This window comes from Marinicella sediminis (assembly GCF_002000055.1).
In the GTDB taxonomy this organism is placed as follows: domain Bacteria; phylum Pseudomonadota; class Gammaproteobacteria; order Xanthomonadales; family Marinicellaceae; genus Marinicella; species Marinicella sediminis.
On the sequence record NZ_MVBD01000002.1, the window covers coordinates 246,988 to 258,836 of the forward strand.

General features: G+C 48.9%; 10 protein-coding genes. 4 read left to right on the top strand and 6 right to left on the bottom strand.

What is annotated here, in order from left to right; genetic code table 11:
- Positions 1–246: 246 nt before the first annotated feature.
- On the top strand, positions 247–1,839 hold the full coding sequence (locus B0475_RS03590; protein ID WP_077410094.1) for a thaumatin family protein: 1,593 nt from the start codon (positions 247–249) through the stop codon (positions 1,837–1,839).
- A 145-nt stretch (positions 1,840–1,984) separates the two neighbouring features.
- Here B0475_RS03590 and B0475_RS03595 read toward each other — a convergent pair whose 3' ends face one another.
- On the bottom strand, positions 1,985–4,282 hold the full coding sequence (locus tag B0475_RS03595) for a S41 family peptidase (RefSeq protein WP_077410097.1): 2,298 nt from the start codon (positions 4,280–4,282) through the stop codon (positions 1,985–1,987).
- A gap of 468 nt (positions 4,283–4,750) precedes the next feature.
- On the opposite strand from B0475_RS03595, the gene B0475_RS03605 reads away from it, so the two are divergent.
- Together B0475_RS03605 and B0475_RS03610 are read left to right on the top strand one after the other, a co-directional pair.
- On the top strand, positions 4,751–5,629 hold the full coding sequence (locus B0475_RS03605; RefSeq protein ID WP_077410101.1) for a 1-acyl-sn-glycerol-3-phosphate acyltransferase: 879 nt from the start codon (positions 4,751–4,753) through the stop codon (positions 5,627–5,629).
- 425 nt (positions 5,630–6,054) lie between these two features.
- Positions 6,055–6,438: a hypothetical protein gene (locus tag B0475_RS03610; RefSeq protein ID WP_157892683.1), complete on the top strand. Its 384-nt coding sequence runs from the start codon at positions 6,055–6,057 to the stop codon at positions 6,436–6,438.
- Between the two features lie 56 nt (positions 6,439–6,494).
- Here B0475_RS03610 and B0475_RS03615 read toward each other — a convergent pair whose 3' ends face one another.
- The 5 genes from B0475_RS03615 to B0475_RS03635 form a co-directional block, all read right to left on the bottom strand.
- Entirely contained in the window at positions 6,495–6,782 is a 288-nt protein-coding gene (locus B0475_RS03615) for a hypothetical protein (RefSeq protein WP_077410104.1), read from the bottom strand.
- Between the two features lie 53 nt (positions 6,783–6,835).
- Entirely contained in the window at positions 6,836–7,045 is a 210-nt protein-coding gene (locus B0475_RS03620) for a hypothetical protein (RefSeq protein ID WP_077410106.1), read from the bottom strand.
- A 257-nt stretch (positions 7,046–7,302) separates the two neighbouring features.
- Entirely contained in the window at positions 7,303–8,880 is a 1,578-nt protein-coding gene (locus tag B0475_RS03625; RefSeq protein WP_077410108.1) for an amidohydrolase family protein, read from the bottom strand.
- 91 nt (positions 8,881–8,971) lie between these two features.
- A complete protein-coding gene (locus B0475_RS03630; RefSeq protein WP_077410110.1) occupies positions 8,972–10,114 on the bottom strand; it encodes an AraC family transcriptional regulator in 1,143 nt (380 codons plus the stop codon).
- A 182-nt stretch (positions 10,115–10,296) separates the two neighbouring features.
- Positions 10,297–11,541, bottom strand: a complete 1,245-nt coding sequence (locus tag B0475_RS03635) for a choice-of-anchor Q domain-containing protein (protein WP_157892684.1) — start codon at positions 11,539–11,541, stop codon at positions 10,297–10,299.
- Positions 11,542–11,621: 80 nt separating this feature from the next.
- Here B0475_RS03635 and B0475_RS17960 point away from each other — a divergent pair, with 80 nt between their 5' ends.
- On the top strand, positions 11,622–11,753 hold the full coding sequence (locus B0475_RS17960; RefSeq protein WP_269799115.1) for a hypothetical protein: 132 nt from the start codon (positions 11,622–11,624) through the stop codon (positions 11,751–11,753).
- The last annotated feature ends 96 nt before the right edge of the window (positions 11,754–11,849 follow it).

The following is an 11,849-nucleotide window of genomic DNA, read 5'->3' on the forward strand; positions in this document are numbered from 1 at the left end:
AAAGGGCTTCAACAGGCCCAACCAACGGCTATTCAGTATTTTTATTTTTCATTGTATTGGCGCCTATTCAGGAGATTTGTCCACTCAGTGAACATGGTTGGCTGGACATGACTGTGAAGTGAAACTTTGGCGATTGCTTTATTCAGGTTTTTTGCGCTATGATGTTATTCATTATTTCACAGTCTGCCTGTTTACCAATGTGCATATGGCTGTATTGATTTCATCATAAAAGAGAGGGGAAAATCCATGAAAGTATCGTCTGTATCCGGTTATTTTAAGCCAGTATTTTTAATCATTCTGTTGTGTGGGGTGATGTTGCCAATGTCATTGTGGGCCGATGAAGCCAACAAGAAAGCCAAAACCACACCTGCCGAATGCACCACATCACAATACAACGGGCTGAACAAAGCCAAGGCATTTTGTGCCGCCGACAGTTACGCTTGTGTATCCACACCTTACGGTGGTTGTTCACCCAAAAACAAACCCTGGAAAAGCAGCCAGTGCACCACCCAGTGCAAAGTAACAGATAAGTCGCCCTGGCTGGATCCATCCATCCCCAAACCGACTGGCAGCACCGATCGCACCATTACCTACACCAACAGTTGTGGTTTTGATGTCTGGGCAGGATATACCGGTGGAGCAATTGATGGCGCGCCTTCCTGCAAGAAAAATTCAGATTGTGGGATCACTGGCGCGGTGTGTGACACCAAAAACAAGCAGTGTTTCTGGGGCATTCCGTCAATGACCAATACGGACAACACCATCAAGCGCTTACACCTGCCCAAGGGTGGATCCAGTAAAAACATCACCCTCAACAGTCCCATTCACCAAAAGGATGCAGCGAATGCCTGGGTGAAATGGAGCGGAAACAGTTGGGCATCAACCAACTGTACCGGCACCGGGGCTGCCATGGTTTGTGAAACCGCGGCTTGTCCATCAGGTGGCTGTACCCCATTCACCGGACCCAAAGGGGTGCTGAGCCTGGCCGAATTCACTTTGCAGGCCAGTGCTCAGGATTATTATGATGTCTCTATCATTGGCGGCTTCAATGTACCGGTGTCCATGCAGCCCACAGCTGGCCAGAGCTATGCAACCACGCCAGCCGGTCCTACCCAGCAAAAAGATGGGCTGGGTAACACAGTCACCGTTAATCCATCGGCCTACTGGTGTGGTGAACCAGGTTCGGCATCAGCCTCCACTGCCCTGACTGCCTGTAACTGGGCCCCGGATGCCAAAGCCACTTACGGCAATGCCAACCTGCGTTCGGTGTATCCACCCAATACGACCACCACCACTGCCTGTAAAAAGGACAGCGACTGTAAAGCAGTCACCGGCGGCAAGTCATGTGGTTTATGGGAAAACAGCAAGAACAAAATAGAACGGGTTTGTGGATCACCACGCGGCTGGTGGTCAGCCAATCAGGTCTGTGCCATTGATCCCAAAGGCACCATAGGTAGCACGGTGTTTGGCTGTGAAACCGCGGTTACCGGTCAGGGAACTCAGGAAAACCTGTATGCCTGTAACGGGGTAAACAATACCTCAGGATATGCCGCAGCATCTGGTATCACTTCAACCTTATGCGGCTGTGATGACTGGGATTTACCGGTGAATGGCCATGGCTGTAATGGCAGCAACGCCCAATGGGTGAACATCGCGCAACCAGCGGCCAAAATCAAAAAGGACGCCTGCCCGACGGCCTACAGTTTCCCGTTTGATGATGAAACCTCGACCTTCAACTGTCAAACCGACCCTAAACCGATCGCAACATCAGGTGCCATCACTGCCAATGCCGTTGATTACACCATCACCTTTTGTCCGGGTAACCTGACCGGACGTTGAAGTTTTTGACGATCAATGCGGTCAGCTTCATTGATTGATGACCCCTCATATTGACCCAGAAGCCCGGCAAGGATGCCGGGTAACTGTGATCCTGAAGGGTGAAGGCAATCACCACATCCTTGTGGTGTGCTCATGTGAATCCTGTTCAGTTGCTGCTGGACATCTGTTTAATGACCTCCAGTGCAGTGGTCAGGTACTCATCATTGCCATTGAGGATGCCGGCTTTACTGACTTCGACCGGGTGGTCAGGTTCATAGCCAATCAGGTGGAGTTGGCTGCCATCGTGTTTTTCTACTTTCATACCGGTGAACATGGCACGGTAGCCATTAAGCATATAGATGTAATTGATGTTGCCGTTGCAACCGGCGGTGGGTTCACCAACAAATTCAGCCAAATCGTAGTGGTCAACCATGCCTGAGAAAGTCTCACCTGAGCTGACCACGGACGGAAGATTGATGAACACTTTCTGGCCCTTGAAATAGGGAGTTTTGGGGGCCACATCCCAATTATTGATGCTGAATGTCACGTCTTTTTGGTCCGGCTGATGGATTTGTGGAATCTGCCAGTTACCAGAGGTGATGGTGGTGTCTGTCAAATGAGGCAACAGGTCGCTGATGACTGAGAGGGGCTGTCCTTCATTGTTGCGTTTACCATCCCACCGCTGGTCAAAAATAATGCCTTGTGCACTGGCCAGTTGGTCTAGGTGATCAGCAAACTGTTGTTTGGTGATTTTTTTCAGGTTGACATAAAAGATGCCTGGCTCCAGTTCATCAATACTCATAAAGTCCTGCTCACTGACGGCATTGAAAAACAGATTTGACCAGCCTGATTGCTCAGGAGTCCGGGTATAGACATGATCAAACAGGTCAGTCCCACGTTGTACAGAGAGCGTCACATTGTCATTCATTTCACCCAAACCCAATTGGTTAAGTGCACGGAATTGAACCAGTTGAGGTGAGCCGGACACCCGCAGTTTCTGTTCGTGAAAATAACTCATGGCAGCCGTACCATCAACTGCGGTAATGACGTCTCCCCTTTGAATGGCTTCAAGGCGGCTACCGGTCACCACCAGCTCATCACCAACCAGTTGCACAGCCACCGGAACGCCTGTGAGCTGAACTGACTCCGGTGCAAAAACCACCCCATGACCGTCCTGGATTCTGGCCATCAAGCGCTGCAATGAGTTGATGTGGTCGATTTCATTCTGATCGTTAAGCGCATCAGTCAGTGCGGTGTGTAAGGCAGCATCCCAATCGACATCCACGACATCAAAATAGGGATAAAAATGATTCAACACCGCCCACATGATGATGGTGTTGGCAATTCTCAGGGCCTCATCAGTACCATCCATGGCTGTCATGTCAGTGTGGGTCAGCTGTAGATTCAACAATTCATATGCCGTGTTAAGTTGTTCACCCGGCATGTCCCAAACGGTGATCGGCAAGTGCACTTTCCAATCTTCATTCAGCGCTTTTTCCTGCACGGTATAAACCATGGACTCCTGTTGTTTGAAAATGGCTCCGGGTTTGGCCCATTCTGAGCCAGTAATCTGCATGACTTTATTGTCCTGCTCATTCACAACCTCAAATTGATAGAGCGCTGAATCATTGAACCTCCATTGCCCGGAATCATCATCGGGATCTGCATTGAATTGGTGATTGGGTACCGGTATGGATTGCCAGTGTTCGCCATCAGCTGAGACTTCAAGCGCAAAATCGTCCACCCACATTTGGCCTTTTCCAACCAGCTCAGCACCAACAATGAGAAATATCGCATCTTCAGTGAGTTGACCCGTTAGTGTTACGGTTTGCCATTCATTGTCGGTGATCAAATGATCAGTCAGGGTGTTTTGCCCAAATGTCTGATACGCAGGACTGAATGCAGAAAAAGTCAGACGCCCTCCGGCCGCGACTTGATCAGTCATCACTTTGACCCGGGCTGACAGGCGGTATTGGTGATTGGCGATGTCTTGAACTTCCAGCCAGGTTGCGAAGGCATTCAGTGGAGTTGCAGGAACATCCCCTACCCGACTGCTGTGGTATGCCGCTGGTGCGTCGTCACCCAGACCATGGTGCTGCCAGTATTTTAGCTGGGCTGCTTTGGTGGGTTGTTCAAGCTTGGTGATGGGTGTTGAGTCATATATGGAAAGCACCTGGACATGCTGGGTGATGGGTTTAAACAATTCATCCAGGGTCTTATCAAGCGGTTGTTCCTGTTTTTTAACCTCATTGATGCTGTGGACCAGGAAAGCGTCCCAATCTACGACCATGGCTTCATCTGTGGGATGAAAATAACGCACATAACCATACAACTTGGCCAGCGCCAACAATTGATCATTGAGGTCTGTGCTGGGCTGTTTATTTTTGCTGACTGATGATTTATTGAATGTGCTGGTGCAAGCCACCAGGGTGAATAATGCGATTGTAGTTATGATTGATTTCATTGCCTCTCCTCTTTTCCGTATTGCTATACATGACCCGGATGTAATCACCGGAATCTTCAAATTGAATCACTCCTCCATGGTTCGGACATTAATACACATAATAAGTTTAATTAAATTAACACGTCGAGCACAGCTGTCTTTGTGATTTATCTTTGTTCAATCAGTTGAGCAGCTGAATGATGATGCCGGCAAAATAATTCGATTCAGCAATGATTATCTGATGCTGATTGGATGGCAGAGGCCGATGGATGGTGTTCGGATCAGGATGACAAAAATTGCCATAAACCACTGGTTTCTTGGTCAGTAAACAGGTTGCAGGCTGTGGTGCTGGACAGGTTTTTATCATTGTTCAGAGATATTCCAAATAAATCGCATGACTGCAACAATATTTCACCTTCATATGAGATTACTGGCTTTATAATCCATTGTCATTATTGGCCAACCAAACATTTAACCACCGCATTCCTGATGAGTAAAAAACAATTAGACATTCGTGATAAAACCATTTTTGATGGGGTCATTGGCAAGTACTTCCTGAAAGTAATTTTTAAAGTGTGGTTTAAACTGTCCGGTTGGCAGCCAATTAAATCGGATTATGAAGGCGCTGGCGTGACCATCGCCGCTCCACATACCTCGAATTGGGATGTGGTGTATGCCATGGGTGCGGCGATCTTACTGGACATCAAGATATATTTCACCATCAAGGAAAGCTGGTGCCAGATTCCAGTCATTGGCCGCATCATGTTGTGGCTGGGAGCCATCCCGGTTTCCAGGCAAGCCGGTGGTCAGGGGCAGATTGCCAGAATCACGCGGTTTGTTGACAAACACAAAAACCAGCAAATCTTTTTCCTGTTTACACCCGAGGGCACCCGTGGCAAGGTGAACAAATGGAAAACCGGCTTTTATCATACTGCCAAAGGCTGTGATTTACCGATTTTCCTTGCCAAAGTGGATTTTAAAAACAAGCAATCCGGCGTATTCCACACTTTTCAGTTAACCGATAACATGGATGATGACATCCGTTCAATCCAGGAGTCATATAAAAAAATCCGTGGCAAATACCCGGAACTCCAATACCCGGCATACACCGGTCCGCTGCCTGAATTTTCTGAGCTTGAAGCGAAGATTCTCAAAGCCGTATATCTGGCCAGGGGTGTGGTTTCTCAAGTGGACATCGCAGCTCGCCTCAAGGCACAGCAACTGTCGAAAGCGATGCTGGATTTCCTGATAGAAAAAGGCTTCCTGGAAAGCACTTCAGCAGACGGTTCAGAGCCAAGATACAGACTGACTTTTGCCGGCAAAGGCTGTCTGCTTCACTTGTATCCGGCTCTGCATGAAAGTGGCTGATGACATACTCAGGCTGTTCTCAAGTTCAATCACCTTCAATCCAACCTCCGCAAATGCGCTTCTGTTCCTTCAGTAAATTCGGTTCATCAACACGATAAAAGTATATGGATTGCTTGCTTACCTCAAATGCAGGTAAGCATTTATTGACTGCCTGTTCAGAAATTGCCTACAGCGCTCAGCCCGAAAATTTTGTAATGATCAAATCAAGCAAGATTGAGTGAATCAATTTTGCTGATCAGGGGTTGCCTTTTAAGCACCACGCTATGGACCTCTGACTTGTGCTGTCATGCATGCAGATCAACCTGACGTGGACACATACAGTGGGTTTCATCACTGCCTGGCCAATCAAAGTTGAGCTTCACCGCCATCACAGAGCGATACACAAGGGTGCAAACACAATGTGGGTAGACCCCAGGAGCCATCAAATGAACAGTTCACAACACATATCAATCGATCAATTAACCATAAACAGCCTTCATGGACACGTGCCTGAAGCTCATGAACGAAAAATCAAAAACCTCATCGATCGATCGATGAAAGAATTCACCGCGGTGTTTGGCCAATCCAGTGAAGAGGAACAGTCCATGAATGGCATTGTGGCCATTGACTTGGATGTCTGGTCAGACAAGGCCGTCGACAGACAAGTGCTTTCAACGGCTTTCAGTGTCAGAGAACCGGTAGACTGGGGACCCAAGCCCAGAAAACCAGTCAGGTGTGGTGGTTCAAAATGCTACACCATCAAGTTAGGTGATTTCACATACACCATTTGTATTGATTGGGAAGGCCCTTGCGGGAAGCTCTCCTTGTAAGCCATCTGAGTCCCGTGACCCACACATGAGCCGCCTGAAGAAGTCTTCGAATATTTTCATCCATCCAGATGTATGTTGAAGTTAATAAACAGGTAGCCTGGTGGGTTTCGGCTGAGGGTAACCGGGGTGTTTTTCTTGACCAACCGTGAGGCTTTGACTTTGGCGATCAGGTCGGTGTCATTGCGGTTTTTCAGGTCTTTATTCATAAATATGATGCTTTCACCGCGAATGCCATCAAAATGCCATGATTGATAACACGCCGGGATATCGTCAAAACAGGATTCCAGCTGAAACAGTACGGTGGTTTCAGGGTCATGGGGGATGTGGTTAAAATCTGTTTTCATGTCATTACCTCTTTATCATGTGTGGGTGTGGGTGTGGGTGATGCCGCTTTGAATCAGGCGTCCAGTTCAATGAGTTCGACCTGCAGGTCATCGCTGTCAGTGTCGTTACTGATGCGTTGACCATTCACGCCGATATCGGCGAAACACAGACCAGAAATCAGCGCCATGTTAATGTCCAGTTTGGCTTGTTGATTGTTGGCCTGGGCGATGTTCAGGTAATCACGGGTGGCTTCAGGACTGAGTTTAATCACGAGTTGTTGCATGTTGCTTTCCGGTTATTGAGTGGTTACATGATCTCACCCGGTTTTCGCAAATCCTGAGAATGGGAAAAATAATTTTATTTTTTTAAAACCAGGTGATTGCGGCAAAGGTTACAACCCAGTGTCATTTACGTGGACTGAAGACCACGCTCCTGCTTAGTGATGAACGCTCATCATTGCAAATCTTCATCATGGCGAGCCTAAGGTGTGGCAATCACCACCGTCCTTCACTGTGACTGAGCAGGTGATCGCTGAAATCATCAATGCCCATGGTTAAGATAAGCGCTGATGTCGCGGTTGCGTTCATTGTTGTTAATGGCTTTGATGCGTTCAAGTATGATATGCAGTTGATCACGGGTCAACAAGTGGCCATGGACGATGACCGCATCAATGCTGCGGGTGTTGTTGATGTCATCAAGGGGATTGGCATTCAAGAGCACCAGATTGGCCGGGTCCCCTGCCCTGATCTGGCCACTTTGCGCGCCTTTGCCAACCTGTTTAAGCCATTGTCCGGGAATCACGGTGGCGGTGCGCAGTGCCTGGGCGGGTGTCATGCCGAGCTTGACCAGCGACTCAAGTTCATCGTGCAGGGAAAATCCAGCCACTCCTCCGGTGACCACAGAATCGGTCCCAGCGGTGAACGGCATCTCATGTCGCACCAAGGCACGGGTCATGATGTGAATGGCATCGACATAGGTGTCCCAGAACAGCTTAATTTTTTGCCGGCGTTCTTCGGTTTCCAGCCAGTATGGTGAGCTGGCATAGCTGTGGTTACCCGGCAACCAGCCTCTGGCCATTTTCCAGCCCTCCAGCTCATGCGGATCAACAAAGGCCAATTCCACGGTGCCAAGGAATTCCTCCAGCGCCAGCTTTTGTCTGACCAGGCTTTCCATCAACCACACCACTGAGGTGATGTGGATGCCTTTGGCTTTGATCACCGGGGCCACCTCTTCACTGCGGCTGCGCACATAATCCAGGTATTCGGCTGCGGTTTGTGGGGTCAGGTCACTGAATGCCAGTCCATACTCACGGTCAAAGGCTTTGGTGATTTCTTCGACATGGGCGATCTCCTGTTGACCCAGCTCGAACACATCATCCAGGCTGACACTGTTTGGGATGTGGCCGGTGACCAATAAGCCTTGCTGATGCGCGGCACTGACCAGACTGCGGTATTGTTCTGCCGTCAGACCATTGCTGATCTTCAGACCATCAAAACCACGCGTCATCAAATCCCGGACAATGTCATCGCCCTGACCGGCATCACTCATGGTGATGCGGCTGCGGGTCCAGTTCATGTACCACACCTGCCACCAGGGTGTGTCATAGACTTTTTCTGAGGACACGAACACATCAGGTCTGAGCACTTCTGCCGGATCGGTGTCTCTGACAGACAACTGGTAATCAGTGCCGCCCATATCGCGCACGTGGGTCACACCATTGGCCAGATAAAGCCAGAGGTTATTGCGGTTTTCCTTGAGGTGAACATGACCATCCATCAAGCCGGGAATCAGGTATTGTCCACTGCCATCAATGACGGTGGCATCAATCGGCACAGTCAGTTGTGGCCCCAACTGTTTGATCATGCCATCATCAATCAATACATCCTGAGCAGCAGTGAATGCAGTGGCATCTGGTTGCAACACCTGGCTGTTTTTGATGATGAAAAGTCCCGTTTTAATGTTGAGATCTGCGGTTTCTATTTCCGGCGTAAACTGGCCTTTCATCAGACGCATTTCATACTCCACCCAGACCACCACGCCGAGCCCGATGACCAGGCTCAGCAACAGCAGCCATTTAGTGATGCGGACGATGAAAGTGCTGTGTGTGCTTTTGTTCATATTTGCTTGATATTGAAAGATGTAGAAAATGCACAGATTACTGATTGATCGGTTGTTACACCTCTCAAATCATGAAATGAGAATGAAAAAATCAATGGTCTTTCTGTTGCGTGGCAAATTGTAAGGGGGTGATGCCAACAAACTTTTTGAACGCCCTGTAGAAACTGGCCTGAGAATTAAAACCCGCTTCCATAGCCAGATCAAGGATGCTGTTGGTGGAGAGCTTTTCTATGGCAGTCCGTTCTTTGATCAGCGATTTTACAACATCGATGCGGTATTGATTGAGCAAGTCCCGAAAACTGACTTTGAGTTTGCGGTTCAATAAAAAAGACAAGGTTTCAGCTGGAATGTTCAGGGCTTCGGCCACCTGCTGACTGCTGAGATCAGGTTCCAGGTAATGTTGCTCCACAAACAAATATTGATGCAACTGTTGCCTGAGCTGCTCATAGTCATTGGCCTGGCTTTTGTGTTGATGGACTTTGATGGACTGGATGGCTTCAAACAAACGCGGGCTTTGTAGGCGCATACCCAGTGAGCCCAGGTAATATGTGGTCAATGCCAGATAGATGTTAAAACCCATCCAGCGGGGCCAGCGGTATTCAGTCCAAATTCCCAGTAAGTCCAAAACATTATTCAGCATCAGGAACAAAGCCAACATCACCATCCAGATGAGTATTTGCCATACCCACCGATACAACACCTGGCTTTTGGCATGATCAAGCTGATCCATGTGATGACTGAAGTGCAGAAATCGCCGAAGCCCCAAAATCAGATACAGCCAGGTGGACAACAGGATCAGTTTATCTTCCACCAGATTTACAGATTCGTAATAAAGTGCAATAGCCAGGTGGTTTTGTGTTGCCGTATCCGGTTGGATTAATGTCAGGACAAATACCACCAGATCATAACTGAACCACACCACAGGCAACACCAGGTGGTTTCGATGTGCTGGCTGTTGAGCGCCGGAAACCGCGGTGACCAGACACACATAAAAATACAACAACGGCGGCAGAAATAATTCAAGGCCCAATGGGGCAAACCGCAACCAATGAATGGCATCCCAATTCAAACTGTATACCAACGCCCGCATAATGACCGTGACAAACACCACCACAATCAACCCCAACAGCTTCTGATGCGGCTGAAACTGCCGGCTGCTGATCATCAGAACACTGGCAACCAAGCCTTGAACAATACCGGTGATGAGAATCAGGTCATACAGACGAAAAGACATGGGTGGATTTTACCATGAAGTGTGTCTCTGAATATCGACTATTGGGGGACAGCGATGTGGCTACAGACGATGCCACCGATGGTCATGACAGAAGGTTCCTCACTCCCCAATACCATCATGGCCTGATCACCGGCATCATCAATTTGGGGCAGAAAAAACGTTTTAGTCTTAGACAACCAGGCTCACAGGACACCGTCAAAACCATTGGCAAACAACACGTCTGCATCCATTTCATAAGCACCGGCATCACAGGTCACACCTGATGGTCTGATGAAACCACGTTGATCTTCACCCAATGAAGCGCCCATGGCATCAACACAACTGGCCAACGGTACTGCATCAATGGCCGGACTTCCCAGGGACAAGGCATGTGTCGGCCAGGCACCACCATTGTTCGCCAGACCCAAAAGATTGGCTTCAGTGTTCTCCTGATCACCGGTGGCCATAAACGAGCAACTGTCATCATTGACCACGTTGTGGCCCAGTGAGGTGGGTTTATCGCCAGCCTGACAATTAAACTGAGGCTGATCTGAGCCGGTGGTCAGCACCGATGAACCAATGAACAACACATGAGTATCATCGAAGCTGAAATGCGACACATTGGCTCCAATGGTGCTGTAGAAGGTACTTGCACGCACACTGCCGCTGGCGTTGGCAGTGCGTAATCCGCCACCATCGTTACCACTGACTGTGGAATTGGTCATGTAAATCTCACCTCCTTCGACGCGAATGGCCTTGGTACCTACATTATTTTCAGTGAATGTGCTGTTGCGGATGGTGATGATGCCACTGTTGACAAAAATGCCTGGGCCGAATGGATTGGTGAACCCCAATGATTCTGCGGCATTGCCTTGTACCAATGAATCCGTCATGATCACATTGGCGCCTGAGACAAACATGCCACCACCGGCGTTGGCGGCGTTATCCAGGATCACCACGTCCTGGAACATGGCGCTGGTTGAACCACCTGCAATCAGCAGACCACCTCCAATGTTATGCGCAGCTGTATCAGCACGGCCCCCGGTCACAGTAACTCCGGTGAGGCTGAAGTTTCCTTCGTTGAACACATGGAACACCCGGTGCAAGTCATTACCATCAATCACTGTGCTTGCAGATCCCTGTCCACTGATCTGAACTTCAGCGCCAAATAAATCCAAATCTCCTGACAGCCCGGCATCTTCTTCACCGGTCAAGGTGATTTGGTGGATGCCAGTTCCCAGGTTAATGATGTGGTTACCGCCCAGGACATTGATTTCATTGAAGGCAGCCCGCAGACTGCAATCCCCGGTTGCGGGGGTGATTTCACACACCCCATCACCCGGATTGCCATCAACCCCATCAATGAGCGTATTGACATTGAACGTTGCTGAACTGGCCGGTAGTAACCACCCACACAGCATCCCATAAAGAAATAATTTCTTCATCATAAAGCCCCTGTTTGTATAGATACCCTTTACTTCGTCAAAACGCTGAAATTCATGACACCTGAAAAATTGGCTGACACCCAATGAAAAGCCACGACAGCCTCAGCCAACGCACGGAAGCTTTTAGCTGGAAGCTTGTAGCCAACCCCAATGGCGCGTTGACTTCAGTCGACCTCATCAGCAAAGCTGATCATCATCTGAATCAGCCAGGCTAAGGGCAACTACCCGGGTATATGGGTGTGGACAAACTCATCCAGCGACAAACATGAATGGCTGTTTCGCCCTGGCTGCAAAGCATCAAAGTCAACCAA

Coding starts and splice junctions, on each gene's coding strand:
- B0475_RS03590 (WP_077410094.1), top strand. CDS start 247: ATGAAAGTATCGTCTGTATCCGGTTATTTTAAGCCAGTATTTTTAATC.
- B0475_RS03595 (WP_077410097.1), bottom strand. CDS start 4,282: ATGAAATCAATCATAACTACAATCGCATTATTCACCCTGGTGGCTTGC.
- B0475_RS03605 (WP_077410101.1), top strand. CDS start 4,751: ATGAGTAAAAAACAATTAGACATTCGTGATAAAACCATTTTTGATGGG.
- B0475_RS03610 (WP_157892683.1), top strand. CDS start 6,055: ATGAACAGTTCACAACACATATCAATCGATCAATTAACCATAAACAGC.
- B0475_RS03615 (WP_077410104.1), bottom strand. CDS start 6,782: ATGAAAACAGATTTTAACCACATCCCCCATGACCCTGAAACCACCGTA.
- B0475_RS03620 (WP_077410106.1), bottom strand. CDS start 7,045: ATGCAACAACTCGTGATTAAACTCAGTCCTGAAGCCACCCGTGATTAC.
- B0475_RS03625 (WP_077410108.1), bottom strand. CDS start 8,880: ATGAACAAAAGCACACACAGCACTTTCATCGTCCGCATCACTAAATGG.
- B0475_RS03630 (WP_077410110.1), bottom strand. CDS start 10,114: ATGTCTTTTCGTCTGTATGACCTGATTCTCATCACCGGTATTGTTCAA.
- B0475_RS03635 (WP_157892684.1), bottom strand. CDS start 11,541: ATGATGAAGAAATTATTTCTTTATGGGATGCTGTGTGGGTGGTTACTA.
- B0475_RS17960 (WP_269799115.1), top strand. CDS start 11,622: ATGAAAAGCCACGACAGCCTCAGCCAACGCACGGAAGCTTTTAGCTGG.